A 16,601-nucleotide genomic window follows, 5' to 3' on the forward strand; every position below is an offset into this window, starting at 1 on the left:
TTAGGGTGCGGCCGTGAGCAATTTCGTACAGAGCCTGAGGCTGTGGTTCGCGCCCGAGCGCATCCGCGAGGAGGGCGACACCCCCGACTACCGCTTCTCGCTCGCCAATGAACGCACCTTCCTGGCCTGGCTGCGCACCGCGCTCGCGCTGATCGGCGGCGGCTTCGCCGTGGACCAGTTCCTGCCGGACCTGCGCTGGGGCTGGCGGATCGGGCTCGCACTTGCGCTGCTCGCCGCGGGCGTCCTGTGCTCGCTGCGGGCGGTCAACCACTGGGTGCGCTGCGAGCAGGCCATGCGGCGCGGCGAGGATCTGCCCGTCGGCCGCTTTCCGACGGTGCTGAGCCTGGTGGTCGCGGTGGTCGCGCTCGCCATGGTGGTGGTCGTGCTCTTCGGGTGGGAGGGATGACGGAGCCCGAACAGGTCCGTGATCCCGGGCTCCAGCCGGAGCGGACGCGGCTCGCGTGGCGGCGTACGACGTTGTCCTGCACGGTCGCGGCGGTCCTCGCCGGGCGCGCGGTGCTGCATCAGGGGCTCACCGCGTCCGGCGTCCTGGTCTGCGCCCTGTGTCTGCTGCTCTGGCTCGGTTTCCTGGCGGTCGCGCACCGCAGGATGGTCGCGCTGACCGCCCGCAGGCCCCGGACGCTCGGGGTGCGGGGCGCGTGGGCGGCGGCCCTGTGCACGCTCGCGCTCGCCGTGTGCGCCGCGGCGATGGTGGTCTGAGCGATCAGTCCGCCCTGCCCGGTCGAGCGATCAACCCCCTGCCCCGGTCGAGCGGTCAGTCCCCCCAGTCCACCCTGACGACGACCTTGCCCCGGGTGCGGCCCTCCTGGCTCAGCCGGTGCGCCTCGGCGGCCCGCTCCAGCGGGAACGTCTCGTCGACGTGCACCGTCACCACGCCCTGCTCCACCAGCTCGGTCAGCCGACCCAGATCGGCCGCGTCGGGACGTACGAAGCAGTAGCGGCCGCCCAGGCCGATCACCCCGCCGTCCGCGATGGACGCCAGCCGTCCGCCCTCCGCGAGGAGCTCGACGGACGCCCTGAGAGTGTCACCGCCGACGGTGTCGAACGCCGCGTCGACGCCCTCGGGAGCCAGGCCGCGGACCCGCTCGACGAGTCCCTCCCCGTACGTCACCGGCTCCGCGCCCAGCTCGCGCAGGTAGTCGTGGTTGCGCTCGCTGGCGGTGCCGATGACGCGGGCGCCCGCGTGCCGGGCGAGCTGCACCGCGATGGAGCCGACGCCGCCGGCCGCCGCGTGCACGAGGACGGTGTCGCCCTCCTTGACCTCAAGCGCCTCCTCGATCACCTGGTAGGCGGTGAGCCCGGCGAGCGGCAGGCCCGCGGCCTCCTCGAAGGAGAGGTTGCGCGGCTTGCGGGCGAGGGTGCGCACGGGGGCGGCGACGTATTCGGCGAAGGTGCCGCGCGAGAGGAAGTCCTCGCGTACGTACCCGATGACCTCGTCGCCGACGGCGAACTCCGGGACGGAGGCGCCCGGCTGGACCACCACTCCGGCGACGTCCCAGCCCGGGATCACGGGGAAGACCGCGTCGAGGGCCCCGTCGAGGTGGCCCTCGCGGCACTTCCAGTCGACGGGGTTCACGGCGGCGGCCCGCACCTTCACCAGGACGGAGTCGGGGCCGACCTTGGGGTCGCGCACCTCGCCGTACTCAAGGACTTCGGGTCCGCCGTAGCGGTGGTAGCTGATCGCCTTCATGGGTCGCCTTCCCGGAGGACAGGGAAACATCGACAAGACTTGCATAACGGGATCAAAGGGGCATCGGGGGCTAGCCTGAGAGGGTCAGTCCTCCTCCCCGCAGTCACAGAAGGTGCGCGCCATGACCACGCTCCACCACGAACACCCGGTGCACGACCACATCCATGGCCCGGCCTGCGGCCATCCCGAGGTCCCGCACGGCGACCATGTCGACTACGCGCACGACGGTCATCTGCACCGGCTCCACTCCGACCACTACGACGAGTGCGAGCCGACCGGCCATATGGCCCACCGGGGTCACGACCACGCGCACGGTGACGGCTGCGGGCATGACGCCGTCACGCATGGCGATCATGTGGACTACGTCCACGACGGGCATCGGCATGCCGCCCATGACGGGCACTGGGACGATCACTGATCGGTCCGACCGCCTACGTCAGAGCTCCGCGCCCCTTAGGGCGCGGGGCCTCTGGACGGCATACCGACTGGTCGGCATCATGGGGTGGCACGCCACCGCCACGCCGATCAGGAGCGAAGATGAGCTCAGACCATCCGCCGGGCCTCGACCTCGACCAGTTGCGCGGCCACCTCGACCGCGAGCGGCCAGGGCTGGCCGGCGGGCCGCTCACTGCCCGGCTGATCGAGGGCGGCCGGTCCAATCTGACGTACGCCGTGACGGACGGCGCCGCGCGCTGGGTCGTGCGGCGGCCCCCGCTCGGCCACGTACTGGCCACCGCGCACGACATGAAGCGCGAGCACCGGGTGATCGCGGCCCTGCATCCGACGGACGTGCCGGTGCCCGCGCCGGTCCTGCTCTGCGAGGACGACTCCGTCCTCGGGGCGCCCTTCTACGTCATGGAGTTCGTGGACGGGACGCCGTACCGCACCGCCGAGGAGCTGGCGCCGCTCGGCCCCGAGCGCACCCGCGCCGCGGTGCTCGGTCTTCTCGACACGCTCGTCGACCTGCACTCCGTGGACCCCGCGGCGGTCGGGCTCGGCGACTTCGGGCGGCCCGACGGCTTCCTCGACCGGCAGCTGCGCCGCTGGGGCAAGCAGCTGGACGCGTCCCGCGACCGCGACCTCGCCGGCGTCGACGAGCTGCACGCGGCGCTCGGGCGCTCCCTGCCCACCTCGCCCGCGCCGACCGTCATCCACGGCGACTACCGCCTGGACAACGTCCTGATCGGCGACGACGACCGGATCCAGGCCATCCTCGACTGGGAGATGTCCACGCTCGGCGATCCGCTCACCGACCTGGGTCTGCTCGTGATGTACAGCGCGAAGCTGGAGGTGCCCGACTCCCCCGTCAGCACCACGGCGGGCGCGCCGGGCCACCCGGACCCCGCCGAGCTGATCGAACGGTACGCCGCGCGCTCGGGGCGCGACGTGTCGGCCGTCTCCTGGTACACCGCCTTCGCGTGGTTCAAGCTCGCCGTGATCCTGGAGGGCATCCACTACCGCTACACGCTCGGCCAGACGGTCGGCGCGGGCTTCGACCGGATCGGCGAACTCGTACCCGTGTTCATCGAGCACGGCCTCACCACCCTCCAGGAAGGCTGACCCGTTCATGGACTTCGCGTTCGACGCACGCACCGAGGAACTCCGCGCCAAGCTGCTCGCCTTCATGGACGAGTACGTCCATCCGGCGGAGGCCGTCGCCGATCAGCAGCGCGCCGGCCTGGCCTCTCCGTGGGACACCCCGGCCGTGGTCGAGGAGTTGAAGGCCGAGGCCCGCCGCCAGGGCCTGTGGAACCTCTTCCTTCCCGACCCCGAGCACGGCGCCGGGCTCACCAATCTCCAGTACGCGCCGCTCGCCGAGATAACCGGCCGCTCCCCGCAGCTGGCGCCCACCGCGCTGAACTGCGCGGCCCCGGACACCGGCAACATGGAGGTGCTCGCGCAGTTCGGCAGCGAGGAGCAGAAGAAGCGGTGGCTCCGGCCGCTGCTGGCCGGTGAGATCCGCTCGGCGTTCGCGATGACCGAGCCGGAGGTGGCCTCCTCCGACGCCACGAACATCACGACGCTCATCGAGCGCTCCCCGGACGGCTCCGAGTACGTCATCACCGGCCGCAAGTGGTACATCTCCGGGGCGATGAACCCCGACTGCGAGATCTTCATCGTGATGGGCAAGACCGACCCGGACGGCTCCGACATCCGCCGCCAGCAGTCCATGGTGCTCGTCCCCCGCGACACCCCGGGCCTCGAGGTCCGGCGCGCCATGCGGGTGTACGGATACGAGGATCACTACCACGGCGGCCACGCGGAGGTCGTCTTCGACCACGTCCGGGTGCCCGCCTCGAACCTGATCGGCGAGGAGGGCGGCGGCTTCGCCATCGCGCAGGCGCGGCTCGGGCCCGGCCGCATCCACCACTGCATGCGGCTGATCGGCATGGCCGAGCGGGCCATCGAGCTGATGTGCGAGCGGGCGGTTTCGCGTACGGCGTTCGGGAAGCCGCTGGCCCAGCAGGGCGTCGTACAGGAGTGGATCGCGGACGCGCGGGTCGCGGTCGAACAGCTGCGGCTGCTCGTCCTGAAGACCGCCTGGCTGATGGACACCGTCGGCAACCGGGGTGCCCATACCGAGATCCAGGCCATCAAGATCGCGACCCCGCGGGCGGTGGTCGACATCCTCGACCGGGCCGTGCAACTGCATGGTGCGGGCGGCGTCAGCCAGGACTTCCCGCTGGCCGAACTGTGGGCGGCGGCGCGGACGCTGCGCCTGGCGGACGGTCCCGACGAGGTGCATCAGCGGTCCCTGGCGCGGCGGGAGTTGAAGAAGTACCTCTGAAGTACCTCTGTAGTACCTCTGAGGGTTCCGTGCGCCCCGTACGCCCCGTGCGTCCTTCTCCACGCCCCTTCTGATGTGGTCCTCCCGGCGTACCATCGCATACGCCGGGAGGGCGACATGACCGATTCAGCACATGCGGCACTGGAGCGCCTCGTCGTGGGTCAGGCCCAGGCGGTCATGGCCCTGAGCCGCCTCATCGACATGCACTTCTCGTGGTTCGACATGCCGGACCCCCAGCACCGGCCGCCGAACGCGCTCATCATCGGCCCGACCGGCACGGGCAAGACGCACGCCATCAAGGTGGCCGCCGACGCGCTCAGGATTCCCTGCCTGGTGGTGGACTCCACGCGCCTGGTGAGCACGGGCAGTTCGACGAACCTCACCCTTGAGGACATCCTGCAGTCGCTCGTGAAACGCGCCCGCCCGATGTCCGGGGGCAACGCTCCGGAGGACGTCGCGGCCCGCGGGATCATCTTCCTCGACGAGTTCGACAAGCTGCGCTACACCAAGGCCACCGACGACACCGCGGCGGTCCAGCGACGGCTGCTGCAGTTCATCGAGGGCGACAGCCTCGACCTGGCGCCCGGCGAGTACGACACCCCACGCGACCTGGACACACAGGGAATCCTGTTCATCGCGGCCGGCGCGTTCAGCAACATCCAGAGCGTCAAGCACAAACGCGGGGGCACCGTCTGGGGGGATCTCATCAGGCCCGAGGACGTGCACCGGTACGGCTTCCTGGAGGAGCTCGCCGCCCGCCTCCCGATCATCATCCGCTTCGACGAGCTCGACGCGGAGGACCTGCGCGAGATCCTCGACCGGGACGAGGTGTCGCCGCTGAAGTTCTACCGCGAGTACTTCAGCCGGCACGGATTCCAGCTGGACATCGCGCCCGAGGCGCAGATCGAGATCGCCAAGGCCGCCGCCGAGTCGAAGCTCGGCGCGCGCGGCCTGCACCAGGAGCTGTTCCCCGTCCTCAACGACCTCGCCAATCAGCTGATCCCCGCCGACTCCACCGCGCGCGACACCCCACCGCACACGCGTTTCGAGGTGACATCGACGATCCACCGTCAGCTGAAGAGCGGCAGCTTCGAGCTGCAGCCCGAGCACCTGAACCTCATCGACCGGCCAGTGACGGAGCCCGATCTGTGAACGACGAACTGGAGCGCGCCCTGCGCGACCGCAACTACGCGGGCGTCTTCCTCGACCAGGTGACGTGGGAGGACTTCTGCACCGGATTCACCGAGTTCGTGGGGAACATCCGGGGGTTCACCTTCGAGGCCATCCTCTCCGGTGTGGGGCGATGGGCGAATCTCATCGACGCGAGCCGAGTGGCGCTCCGGCTGCACGGCGCCATCGAGGAGGCGCTCATCGAGGCGCGGTTCGCCAACATCCCGAACCTGGAGACGAACATCAACGACGAGCGTCTCAACTTCCAGTTCCGGGACACCGACTACGCCTTCGGCCTGGATCTCTACGGTGACGGACGCATCCAGATCAGCCGCCCCGGATCCACCCTGCGCACGTTCCACCGCTGGTACACGCACTTCATGCCCGCCGTGCCCGGCATTCTCATCAAGGCCATCGCCGCCTTCGACGCGGAGCTCCACCGGACCCTGGAGGGCAACGACAGCGGACCGGTGGCGGCCGACGAGATCGAGCAGCGGGTGAAGCTGCTCACCGCCTCCTTCGCCTTCGACGTCGTCTGCCACAACTTCCGCCCGCACCGCGAGCGCGACCGGCAGGTCCGCAATCTCGACGTCATGATGAAGAACATCGCGATCCGGCTGCCCGGCGCGGACGGCCGTATCGACCGCGGCGCCGACGGCGCCCCGCACCACAGGGACTTCGGCAGCTACGGCCGCATGGACTACCGGGTGAGCCGCACGCACCCGGTCCGCGAGGGCATCGTCCAGCAGCTCCAGGTCATGGCGCCCTCGGCCTCCGACTGGAGCGGCCTGTTCTTCCAACTTGCGTACAGCGGGGCGGACTACGGCTCCGACGCGCAGGGGGAGCGCGTCCGTATCGACTCGCAGTACTTCCTCCAACCCGCCGCCGGAGCCGACGCCTACATCTCGTTCTTCCGCGACATCGGGCTCAGAGGGTTCGTCCACTCCGTCACCGAGGGGCACGACTTCGACACCACGTCGGGAAGCCTCGCCTGACGGAAGGCGGGAGAGACGGGAGAGATTCGGGAAAGGACGCGACAGCCATGGCGCAGAACCCGACCGACAGCCTCCTGCGCACATCCCGGGGCGCGGACCATCCGCACCGGGTCGCGATGGGCCTCGCCGACGACGCCGTGCAGCGCTGCGAGGTCCTCCAGCCGTTGATCGTCTTCGGCCCGCAGCGCAGCGGCAAGACCACGAGCGTCGTCATCCCCGCGGTCCTGGAGTGGGCCGGCCCCTGCCTGGTCACCTCGGTGCGGTTCGACGTGGTCGCCGCCACCCTCGAACACCGCAGCTCGCTCGGTGACGTGTTCATCTTCGACCCGGCCGGGCTCACCGAGTCCATCGGGCAGCGGTTCGCGGCGCACTGCGTGGGATGGAGCCCCCTGGACTCGATCACGGTCTGGGACGACGCGGTGCGCCAGGCGGACGCGCTCTCCAACGGCACCGACTTCAAGAGCGTCACCAACGGCGACTTCTGGTCCAGCCAGGCACGGCTGCTGCTCACCCCGCTGCTGTTCGCCGCGGCACGCACCGGCGGCACCATGGGTGACGTACTGGAATGGCTCGGGATGAACGCGGCGGAGCTGGTGGACGTCCTGGCGGAGCGGCGTCTGCTGCTGAACAGCGAACGGGAGTCCAGCGGCTGGCGCCGCTGCCTGGGCCGTCTGATCAACTACGAGAACTACGACAGCACCACCTACGGCTCCATCTGCGCCACGGCCGCGACGACCCTGGAGGCGTTCGCGCTCGAAGGTGTCGACCGGCGCTGCGCCCAGACCAGGCGCCTGTCGCTCCAGACGCTCCTCGACGGCGGCCGCCACACGCTGTTCCTGTGCGCACCGCCCCATCAGCAGCGCCAGTTCATGCCGTTGTTCACCGCCCTGGCCCGGCAGGTCGTCAACGAGACGATCGACCGCAACGGCAGGCCGGACAAGAAGGACGGCCAGGGCGTCATCGAGGTCCCCCTCATGCTCTGCCTCGACGAGGCGGGGAACATCGCCAAACTCGACGACCTGGACACGTTCGCCACGACGGCGGCCGGCAGCGGCATCCAGCTGATCTCCGTCTTTCACGACATGAGCCAGTTGTACGCGACCTACGGCGAGGACCGCGGCGCGCTCATCGTCAACAACCACCGGGGCAAACTGTTCCTGCCCGGCAACAGCGACACCCGTACCGGCGTCTTCCTCCACGAACAGCTGGCGACGTCGGACGTACGCCGCCACAAGCGCCGCGGCTGGGACCGCTCCGACCTGCGCGAGATGTCGGCCAAGTCCGCGCTGTGCCTGTACGGCGGGCTGCAGCCCGAGCTGCTCGACCTGCGGCGCTGGAAGGACGATCCGGCGCTCAACGGCCTCGTCGAGGCGGCGCGCGCCGCCTACCGCATGCCGGCGGCGGGAGCGCCGCCCCCGCCGCCGCCCGCGAGCGCCTCCGAGCCCGAGTCCGCCGCCACCCGTGAGGAGCTGGTGCGACTGCGGGACTTCGTCCTGGACATCATCGAGCGGCACGACCTCGACAGCTCGGTCCTCTCGTGCTGGTACGCGCACCGCGGCGTCATCGACGAGCTGCTCGCCCTCAAGACGGCCAAGGGGGCCAGCGCGGCCGTCGACTGGTACTACATGCTGGACAATTCCGCACGGCGCATCGCGCTGCTGCTGCGCCGCTGCCGGGCGGGCCATGTGCCGACGGCCGCGCACCGGGCCCGCGAGGAGCATCGCGAGCAGATCGACCGGGTGATCGCGGCACTGCCCGCGCCCGTGCCTCCCCCGCCACCACCCGACGGGGACATCCCCTTCTGAAGGGACGGGCCGCCTCAGGCCGTCGGGGCGGCCAGCCCCGGATAGCTCCGGCGGCGCTTGGCGACGGAGCCACGGACGACGTCCAGTTCCCGCAGGGTCAGCCGGGACGCTTCGCCGACATCGAAGACCGTGATCTCACGCGCCCAGGTGTGGGTGTCCAGGACGTCACCGCCCAGGTCCTCGGCCAGGACCTCGATGGTGTGCTGCCAACGCCCGCGCTCCGCCTGCCAGTCGCCCACCGCGCACTCGTGCTCGTGGAGGAAGGTGTGCTCCACGGACGGCGAGATGCGCACGTCCTCGGTGCCGGACGGCGTGAGCGGGTAGCGCACCACGACGGGTTCCGTCCCCCAGTTCTTCACGACCCAGCGGGTCGCCAGGCGCACGGCCAGGCCGGGCGGCCCTTCCGGGACGGGTGTGCCGGGCCGGATCGTGGTGGTGCGCCCGTTGCTGACCAGGCACGCCGTCCAGGTGTCGAAGGTGACGCTCACCCGGGGCGCGGACTGGTCGAGGCGGGCGCGCACGGCCTCGCGGTACGTGTCCAGGGCGTTGCTGTACTCCCTGCGCCACGCCTCGTTCTGGGCCCGCGCCTCGCCGCGCATCTGGGCGAGCTGGTCCTGGCCCGCCTTGAACACCGCCCAGGTGAAGATGACGAACGCCACGTTCGCGCCGGCCACCACGGCGTTCACGAGGTTGCCGCCGAGGTTGCTGTCGCTGAAGGGCACCACCAGGCCGATCAGCAGCACCAGCGCGGCGCCGCCGAGCACGGCGGCCCACCGGGTGACGGCACGCTGCCACGGGTCGGGCCCCGGTGGTGGACTCACGGCCGCAGCGCCCTCAGCAGCAGGTCCGCCAGGTGGTCCGCGACCTGTCGCGGGGTGAGGGGGCCCTCCGGGCGGTACCAGGTGGACAGGTGGTGGACGGAGCCGAAGTGGTAGTCCACCACCAGGTCCGCCGGGGTCGCCGTGGAGAAGACGCCGGACTCCTGGCCCTCCTCGATCAGGGCCCGGAACCGCTCGTGGTAGCGGCGCCGCTCGGCGCGTACCTGTTTGTTCTTCTCGGGGCCGAGGTGGTGCATGGAGCGGAAGAAGATCGAGGCGTCGTCGAGGTTGTCGATGGTGGTGACCACGACGTCCGCGGCGGCGTCGCGGACCCGCCGCTCGACCGGGGCCTTCGCGTCCGCGATGGCGTCGAGCCGCTCCTGCTGGACGCGGAGCATACGGGCGTAGACCTCGTGCAGCAGGTCGTCCTTGGAGCCGAAGTAGTGGTAGAGCGCGCCCTTGGTGACGCCGGCCGCCTCCACGATCTCCTGCACCGAGGTGCGGTCGTAGCCCCGGTCGGCGAAGAGCCGGGTGGCGGCGGCCAGCAGCCGCTGCGGGACGGGCGTGCCGTCACCGTCCGTCGTCCTGGCCACTGCCGCCACCTGCCTTTCGTGTCACTGACTGTTCTGTGCGCGGGAACGCAGCTCCCGCCGGAGGATCTTCCCACTTGTCGTCTTCGGCAACTCCGCCAGGATCTCGACCTCGCGCGGGTACTTGTACGCGGCGAGCCGCTCCTTGCAGTACGCGGTCAGCTCCTCCGCACCGGTCCCACTGCCCGGACGCAGACTGACGTACGCCTTGACGCTCTCCCCGCGGTAGCTGTCGGGCACCCCGACGACGGCCGCCTCGCGCACGGTCGGGTGGGAGTAGAGGACGTCCTCGACCTCGCGCGGCCAGACCTTGAAGCCGGAGGCGTTGATCATGTCCTTCTTGCGGTCGACGACGTAGAGCCAGCCGGCCGGGTCCATGAAACCGATGTCCCCGGTGCGCAGTTCGCCGTCGGGGAACGCCTCGGCGGTGGCGTCGGGGCGCCGCCAGTAGCCGGGGACGACCTGGGGGCCGCGTACGACGATCTCGCCGTGCTCCCCGAAGGGAACCTCCCGGCCGGAGTCGTCCAGGACGCGTACGACCGTCTCGGGGCCCGGCACGCCGACGGCGAGGGTCCCCGAGACCGGGTCGACGGGCGCCTCCTGGCCCGGCGGTACGGAGGCGCAGGGCGCGGTGCACTCGGTGAGGCCGTAGCCGTTGTGGAGGTAGGGCCCGAAGGCCGCGCGGAACTTCTCCACGAGGGCCGGGGGCAGCGGCGCGCCGCCCGAGGAGATCAGTACGAAGGAGTCGAAGTGGGCGCGGGTGACGGAGGGGTGGGCGGCCAGGGCCATGAAGGCCGTGGACGGGCCGACCGTGTACGCGGGGCGGTGCTCGGCGAAGGCGTCGAGGACCACCCCGGCCTCGAAGCGGTAGGCGAGCGCGAGGGTGCCCGCGTTGGCGATGCACCCCGCGACCTGCGCGACCATGCCGGTGATGTGGAAGAGCGGCGCCATCGCGAAGTAGCAGGCGCCCTGCGGGATTCCGGAGCCGGTGCGCTGGCGTTCCGCGTTGTAGGTGATGTTGCGGTGGGTGTTCATGGCGCCCTTGGGGGTGCCGCTGGTGCCCGACGTGTAGCTGATGAGCGCCACGTCCGAGGGGCCGAGTCCGCGGCCGTCGGGGGCGGGGAGCCCTTGGCGGGCGACCGCCAGCAGGTCGTCGGCGTCGGCGGCGACGGGCAGGCGCTCGAAGTCCAGGACCCGGGTGTCGCCGCGGGTCTGGAGGTCGAGCTGGCAGGCGGTGAGCACCACCCGCACCGGCGAGTCCGCCGCCGTGTCGCGCAGATACGTCTCCCAGGCGCGGTCCGCGCAGATCAGCGCGGTCACGTCGGCGTCGGCGAGGACGTGACCGACCTCCGCCGACTTGTACATGGGGTTGACCGGCACCACCGTCGCGCCCGCCTTCCACGCGCCGAGGAGCGCGAGCACGAAGTGCGGGGTGTTCTGGAGCAGGATCGCGACGCGGTCGCCCCGTGCGACGCCGCGCGCGGCCAGGTGTCCGGCGACCGAGTCGCTGAGGGCGTCGGTCTCGCGGTAGCTCAGGCGGCCGTCGAAGTAGGCGAGGGCGGTGTGCTCGGGGGCGCGGGCGACGGCGTCACGGAAGGCGTGGACCATGGACGGGGCGGGGTTCACGGGGCCGCGCTGGGCGTCGTTGAGGCGGGCGAGCCAGGGCTTGGCCGCGTAGAGCGAGCCGATCGGGGCCTCGGGGGACTTGGTCACCGCTGCGTCGCCTCCCACTTCTGCTGGATGTGGTTCATGCCGGTCAGCCACTTGTCGGGGGTGGCGGCGCGCGCCTCGTAGTACGCGGCGACCTCGGGGTGCGGCAGGATCAGGAAGCGGTCCTCGGCCATGCCCGCGAAGAGGGCGGCCGCGACGTCCTCAGGTTCGATCGCGGTGGGCGTGAGCACGAGGTCGCCCGCGGTGCCGGTGGCGGCGAGCATGTCGGTGCGCACGCCCTGCGGGCAGATCGCGTGGACCTTGAGGCCGCGGTGGCGGTAGGTGAGCGAGAGCCACTCGGCGAAGGCGTACGCGCCGTGCTTGGAAACGCTGTAGGGGGCGGCGCCGATCATGGTGAGCAGCCCGGCCGCGGAGACGGTCGATATGAATCGCCCGCCGCCGCGCTCCAGCCAGCCGGGCAGCAGTGCCTGCGCCGCCCGTACGTGCGCCATGACGTTGACGTCCCAGGCCGCGGCCCAGACCTCCTCGGGCGCGGCCTCGCTGCCGCCGGAGCCGAGCCCGGCGTTGGCGCAGTACACGTCGACGGTGCCGCCGAGCGCCTCGGTGGCCCGCGCCGCGATGCGTGAGGCGTCCCCGGGCACGGCGATGCCGCCCACCTCGTCGGCGACGGCCTCCGCCTTGGCTCCGTCCAGGTCGTTGACGACGACACGTGCCCCTTCGGCGGCGAAGCGGCGGGCGAGCGCGGCTCCGATCCCGCCGCCGGCGCCGGTGACGACTACTCCCTTGTCCTGCAGGGTCTCCACGACCGGTCTCCTTCGACCTCGGGCTCGACCACGGCTCGCGCGGCCCGTCTGTGACGGCAGACTAACCAGTCGGTATGTCGCGGCGAAAGGGGGCGGCCCCCGGGGAAGCGGGAGGCGCGGCGCCTCCGCCGCGCGGGGGAAGCGGATCATGCGCTGGTCTGATCCCTGCGCGTCGCGGATCCGAAACAGTGGCCCCATGTCCATCAGCACTTCCCGGCAGTCGACCGCGTCGAGAACGACAAGGGGCCGGACAGGGGACCATCTGTGACGATCTGGCTGATGTCGTTCCCGGCGTTCACGTGTGCGCTGGCGTTGTTCGCCCTGGTGGAGAGCGTGTGGCGGTGGTTCACGGGGCTGGGTCTGATCCCGTGGCTGCGCAGGCGCACGGGGCGGTCGCTGTCGAACATCGCCTTCGACGAGTTCACGGCGGTCGTGAACGGAAACAAGACGGCGGAGCTGGAGCAGCGGCGGGTGGAGCTGCTGCGACGGGACGACGAGAGCGACGGCGCACCGCCCCGCTCCCACGTCGACCTGACCCGGGGCACGGCGTTCATCGCGCTGCCCCGGGAAGCGAACCGTCCCGTGCCCCCGCCTCGGTGAGTGCGGGGAGCTGATCGTCCGGGCTACGCCCGGGCCCGCTCCCGCGTGACCCCGTGCAGGATCCGTGCCAGCTCGCGCGGCTGGGAGAACATCGGCCAGTGTCCGGTGTCCATCTCCACCAGGCGCCAGCGCTCGCTCTTGAGCAGCTCGGCCACGTCGTCCATCGGGTCCTCGCCGTCGAGCAGGCACTTGACGTACGTCGCGGGCAGCTCGCCGAGCGGGCGCTCCAGCACGGCGGGCTCCGTCAGCGTGGCGCCCGGATGCGGCGTCGCACCGCTCGCGAGCCGGGCGACCTGCTCGCTGCCGAGTCCCTGCCCGTCGAACCCGGCCGCGGTCAGGGGCGGCCAGCAGCCGTCGTTCTCGGCGAGCGCGTCCTCGAACACCGCCTGGCCCTGCCACCACAGGGACGCGAACGACTCGCCGTCGACGGGGACATTGGCGTCGACGAACACCACGTGGGCGAGCCGGTCGCCGATCCGCTCGGCGGCCTGCCCGACAGGGATGCCCGCGTAGCTGTGCCCGACCAGGACGACGTCGCGCAGACCGAGGCGTTCGACCTCGTCGACGATGTCCCGCACATGGGCCTGCCGGCCGACCGGTGCGTCCTGCTTGTCGGCGAGACCGGAGAGCGTCAGTGGGTGGGCGCCGTGCCCGGCCGCCCGCAGTTCCCGCGCCACGTCGTCCCACGCCCACGACCCGAGCCAGGCTCCGGCCACCAGTACGAAATCGGTCATGGTCCGAACGTACACGCCCACAACCATGGTGGGGCAGCCCCCACCGATGATCTGGGTGCCTGCCGGATGGTGGCGCCGCCCGGCCGTACGGAAACGTGCTCCCAGGTTGAGCCATGCGACGTCAAGGAGACACGACATGCCCCGCACGACACGGCGAAGGGTCCCGCTGCTGCTGGTCGCGGCGGCAGGGACGGCGGCGCTTCTGGCGCCCGGGGCCGCACACGCGGCGCCCCGCCCCGCGGACCCGCTCGCGGCGCTCGAACGCGCGGCCCATCCCCTGCGGTCGACCGACCCCGGCGGCGGCACGAAGGACCTGCGGCCCCTGGGCGCGATGGTCGGCGACGCCTCGGTGGTGGGCCTGGGCGAGGCGACCCACGGCTCGCACGAGTTCTTCACGATGAAGGAGCGGGTGTTCCGTCACCTCGTGGAGGAGAAGGGCTTCACCTCTTTCGCGCAGGAGGTCAGCTGGACGACCGGGCTGCGCTTCGACGCGTATGTGCGGGGCGGCGAGGGCGACGCCCGGGAGCTGGTCCACCGTGAACTGGTGAGGACGCCGTGGGACACCGAGGGGTACGTCCATCTGCTGCGCTGGATGCGCGCGTACAACGACAAGCACCCGGACCGCGAACTGCGCTTCATGGGCAATGACATCAACTACCCGGAGCTGGGCGCGGAGTTGTTCGACGGCGTACGGGACTACGTACGCGCCCACGAGCCCGACCTGCTGCCGAGGATCACGGAGTTGTACGCCCCCATCCGGAGGCTCGCGGACGGCGACGCCTACATGGCACGGCCGCTGGAGGAGCGGCGGAGGCCGGCGGGCAAGGCGCGGGAGGTCGTAGGTCTGCTGAAGGACCGTCGGCCTGAGGGCTCCGGCGACGCGTTCGCCTGGACGCTGCAACACGCCCGCTCCATCTCCCAGACCGCCTCCGTCTATGCCCTCCCCCTCGACACCACGCAGGGCGCGACCGACGCCATGCTCCACCGCGACCGCGTCATGGCCGCGAACACCGCCTGGTGGCAGCGGCACACCGGTACGAAGGTGCTGCTGTCGGCCCACAACGCCCATGTGGGGTACGAGAGTTTCGACCCGCGCTATCCGAAGATGCAGGGTGCCTTTCTGCGCGACCGGCTGGGCAAGCGGTACGCCAGCATCGGGTTCACCTTCGACCAAGGGGGGCTCATGGCGCAGAGCCCGGACTCGGAGGTGTGGAAGCCCCGTTCGCTGGGCGCGGCGACGCCCGGCATGAACGAGCACACGCTCGACAAGGTGCGGTACGACGACTACTTCCTGGACATGCGGACCACTCCCGCGGCGGCCAGGAAGTGGCTCGACAGGGCCAGGACGACACGGAGCATCGGAAACGTCCACCCGGACGGCCCCTACAAGATCAACCTCGCCCGTTCGCACGACATCCTCGTCCATCTGCACGAGGTCACGCCGGCCCACCGGCAGTGACACCGAGGCGGTCTCAGCCTCCGAGACAGGCCGTCCCAGGTATTGACTGCCCCCTACATCCACCGTGAGAGTGCCGCTCGTGCACAGCGAAGCGACAGCATCACAGAAGCAGCCGAAACAGCAGGTCCAGGACGCGCGGGACACACAGGACGCCGACAGCGGTCCCGAAAGCATGCGCCGGGTGGCCGTCGCGTCCTTCATCGGGACGGCCATCGAGTTCTACGACTTCTACATCTACGGCACGGCCGCCGCCCTCGTCCTGAACCAGGCGTTCTTCCCGACCCTGGACCCCGTCAACGCCACGCTGGCGTCGTTCTCCACGTACGCGGTGGCATTCGCGGCGCGGCCCATCGGCTCAGTGATCTTCGGGCACTTCGGCGACCGGGTGGGCCGCAAGTCCGTCCTGGTGGCCTCGCTGCTCCTGATGGGGCTCTCGACCGCCCTCGTCGGGCTCCTGCCCGGCTACGGCACGTGGGGCGTCTGGGCGCCGCTGCTGCTCATCCTGCTCCGCTTCCTCCAGGGCATCGGGCTCGGCGGCGAGTGGGGCGGGGCGGCGCTGCTCGCGGTGGAGCACGCGCCGAAGAAGAAGCGCGGACTGTACGCGGCCTTTCCCCAACTCGGCCCGTCCGTCGGGTTCTTCGCGGCGACCGGTGTCTTCTGGCTGCTCTCCTCCGTGCTGTCCGACGACGCGTTCCGCACCTGGGGCTGGCGCGTGCCGTTCCTGCTCTCCTTCCTGCTCGTCGGTGTCGGACTCTTCGTACGGCTGCGGATCAGCGAGACGCCGGTCTTCGCGAAGGTCATGGAGACGCAGGAGGCCAGCAAGGTCCCCACCCTCGACGTGCTCCGCCGCCACCCGCGCGAACTGCTGCTCGGCGCCGGCGGCATGGTCGTCGCGTACGGCCTCTTCTACACCGCCACGACGTACTGCCTCGCCTACGCCACCGGCACCCTGCACATCTCCCGCAACACCATGCTGGGCCTGTCGCTCGTGGCCTGCCTCTTCCTCGCGGCCGGCACCTGGCTCGCCGCGACGCGCTCCGACGGCGCGGGGCGGCGCAGGCTCGTCCTCGTGGGCACGGGGCTCGCGGCGGTGTGGGGGCTCGTGCTCTTCCCACTCCTGGACACCGGGCAGCCGGTGCTCATCGCGCTCGCCCTGGGCGGCGCGCTGTTCTGCATGGGCGTGGTCTACGGCCCGATGGGCGCCTATCTGCCGGAGCTGTTCGGCGCCAACGTGCGCTACTCGGGCGCCTCGCTCGCCTACAACCTGGGCGGTGTGCTCGGCGGCGCCGTCTCACCGCTGGTCGCGACCCGGTTGCAGTCGGCGTTCGGTTCCTCGTCGGTGGGCTGGTACGTGAGCGCGATGGCGGTCGTGTCCCTGCTCTGCGTCCTCGCGCTGCCGGAGACGCGGGACCGAGAACTGTCCTGAGCCGCGCGGAGTCTGGTCAGGCGGGCCCGGC

At 71.1% G+C, this 16,601-nt stretch carries 17 protein-coding genes; 11 read left to right on the plus strand and 6 right to left on the minus strand.

Annotated features, from left to right (window positions below):
• Positions 1 to 13 precede the first annotated feature (13 nt).
• Complete coding sequence (locus ACWDVB_RS13705) at positions 14 to 406, plus strand: YidH family protein (RefSeq protein ID WP_451516779.1); 393 nt, start codon at positions 14 to 16, stop codon at positions 404 to 406.
• Positions 403 to 720 (plus strand): DUF202 domain-containing protein, encoded by a 318-nt coding sequence (locus ACWDVB_RS13710; RefSeq protein ID WP_451516778.1) that lies wholly within the window; start codon positions 403 to 405, stop codon positions 718 to 720. The genes ACWDVB_RS13705 and ACWDVB_RS13710 overlap by 4 nt, the downstream gene beginning before the upstream one ends.
• Positions 721 to 775: 55 nt before the next feature.
• On the opposite strand, the gene ACWDVB_RS13715 is transcribed toward ACWDVB_RS13710, so the two are convergent.
• Positions 776 to 1,711, minus strand: a complete 936-nt coding sequence (locus tag ACWDVB_RS13715; RefSeq protein WP_451516777.1) for an NADP-dependent oxidoreductase — start codon at positions 1,709 to 1,711, stop codon at positions 776 to 778.
• A 121-nt stretch (positions 1,712 to 1,832) separates the two neighbouring features.
• On the opposite strand from ACWDVB_RS13715, the gene ACWDVB_RS13720 reads away from it, so the two are divergent.
• The 6 genes from ACWDVB_RS13720 to ACWDVB_RS13745 all read left to right on the plus strand — a co-directional run bounded on the left by ACWDVB_RS13720 (position 1,833) and on the right by ACWDVB_RS13745 (position 8,469).
• Positions 1,833 to 2,129, plus strand: a complete 297-nt coding sequence (locus ACWDVB_RS13720; RefSeq protein WP_451516776.1) for a hypothetical protein — start codon at positions 1,833 to 1,835, stop codon at positions 2,127 to 2,129.
• A 119-nt stretch (positions 2,130 to 2,248) separates the two neighbouring features.
• A complete protein-coding gene (locus tag ACWDVB_RS13725; RefSeq protein ID WP_451516775.1) occupies positions 2,249 to 3,271 on the plus strand; it encodes a phosphotransferase family protein in 1,023 nt (340 codons plus the stop codon).
• A gap of 7 nt (positions 3,272 to 3,278) precedes the next feature.
• Complete coding sequence (locus ACWDVB_RS13730) at positions 3,279 to 4,499, plus strand: acyl-CoA dehydrogenase family protein (protein ID WP_451516774.1); 1,221 nt, start codon at positions 3,279 to 3,281, stop codon at positions 4,497 to 4,499.
• A 117-nt stretch (positions 4,500 to 4,616) separates the two neighbouring features.
• A complete protein-coding gene (locus tag ACWDVB_RS13735; protein WP_451516773.1) occupies positions 4,617 to 5,651 on the plus strand; it encodes an AAA family ATPase in 1,035 nt (344 codons plus the stop codon).
• Positions 5,648 to 6,664 (plus strand): hypothetical protein, encoded by a 1,017-nt coding sequence (locus tag ACWDVB_RS13740; RefSeq protein ID WP_451516772.1) that lies wholly within the window; start codon positions 5,648 to 5,650, stop codon positions 6,662 to 6,664. The genes ACWDVB_RS13735 and ACWDVB_RS13740 overlap by 4 nt, the downstream gene beginning before the upstream one ends.
• Before the next feature lie 47 nt (positions 6,665 to 6,711).
• The gene (locus tag ACWDVB_RS13745) at positions 6,712 to 8,469 is read left to right on the plus strand and encodes a type IV secretory system conjugative DNA transfer family protein (RefSeq protein WP_451516771.1); all 1,758 of its coding nucleotides are present in this window, start codon (positions 6,712 to 6,714) and stop codon (positions 8,467 to 8,469) included.
• Between the two features lie 14 nt (positions 8,470 to 8,483).
• On the opposite strand, the gene ACWDVB_RS13750 is transcribed toward ACWDVB_RS13745, so the two are convergent.
• Genes ACWDVB_RS13750 through ACWDVB_RS13765 form a run of 4 tightly spaced genes read right to left on the minus strand, consistent with a single transcriptional unit; the run spans position 8,484 to position 12,351 of the window.
• Positions 8,484 to 9,290 carry a hypothetical protein gene (locus tag ACWDVB_RS13750; protein ID WP_451516770.1) on the minus strand — a complete coding sequence of 269 codons (807 nt, stop codon included), beginning with the start codon at positions 9,288 to 9,290 and terminating at the stop codon, positions 8,484 to 8,486.
• A complete protein-coding gene (locus ACWDVB_RS13755) occupies positions 9,287 to 9,880 on the minus strand; it encodes a TetR/AcrR family transcriptional regulator (protein ID WP_451516769.1) in 594 nt (197 codons plus the stop codon). The genes ACWDVB_RS13750 and ACWDVB_RS13755 overlap by 4 nt, the downstream gene beginning before the upstream one ends.
• Positions 9,881 to 9,901: 21 nt before the next feature.
• The gene (locus ACWDVB_RS13760) at positions 9,902 to 11,590 is read right to left on the minus strand and encodes a class I adenylate-forming enzyme family protein (RefSeq protein WP_451516768.1); all 1,689 of its coding nucleotides are present in this window, start codon (positions 11,588 to 11,590) and stop codon (positions 9,902 to 9,904) included.
• The gene (locus ACWDVB_RS13765) at positions 11,587 to 12,351 is read right to left on the minus strand and encodes an SDR family oxidoreductase (protein ID WP_451516767.1); all 765 of its coding nucleotides are present in this window, start codon (positions 12,349 to 12,351) and stop codon (positions 11,587 to 11,589) included. Before ACWDVB_RS13765 ends, ACWDVB_RS13760 begins: the two co-directional genes overlap by 4 nt.
• 264 nt (positions 12,352 to 12,615) lie before the next feature.
• Here ACWDVB_RS13765 and ACWDVB_RS13770 point away from each other — a divergent pair, with 264 nt between their 5' ends.
• Positions 12,616 to 12,951 (plus strand): DUF6191 domain-containing protein, encoded by a 336-nt coding sequence (locus ACWDVB_RS13770; protein ID WP_451516766.1) that lies wholly within the window; start codon positions 12,616 to 12,618, stop codon positions 12,949 to 12,951.
• 23 nt (positions 12,952 to 12,974) lie between these two features.
• Here the strand turns inward: ACWDVB_RS13770 and ACWDVB_RS13775 are convergent, their stop codons facing one another.
• Positions 12,975 to 13,685 (minus strand): alpha/beta fold hydrolase, encoded by a 711-nt coding sequence (locus ACWDVB_RS13775; RefSeq protein WP_451516765.1) that lies wholly within the window; start codon positions 13,683 to 13,685, stop codon positions 12,975 to 12,977.
• Between the two features lie 136 nt (positions 13,686 to 13,821).
• On the opposite strand from ACWDVB_RS13775, the gene ACWDVB_RS13780 reads away from it, so the two are divergent.
• Both ACWDVB_RS13780 and ACWDVB_RS13785 read left to right on the plus strand, forming a co-directional pair.
• Positions 13,822 to 15,144 (plus strand): erythromycin esterase family protein, encoded by a 1,323-nt coding sequence (locus ACWDVB_RS13780; protein ID WP_451516764.1) that lies wholly within the window; start codon positions 13,822 to 13,824, stop codon positions 15,142 to 15,144.
• Positions 15,145 to 15,223: 79 nt separating this feature from the next.
• On the plus strand, positions 15,224 to 16,570 hold the full coding sequence (locus ACWDVB_RS13785; RefSeq protein ID WP_451516763.1) for an MFS transporter: 1,347 nt from the start codon (positions 15,224 to 15,226) through the stop codon (positions 16,568 to 16,570).
• Positions 16,571 to 16,601 lie beyond the last annotated feature (31 nt).

The sequence above is a fragment of the Streptomyces sp. NPDC003379 genome, assembly GCF_053589195.1.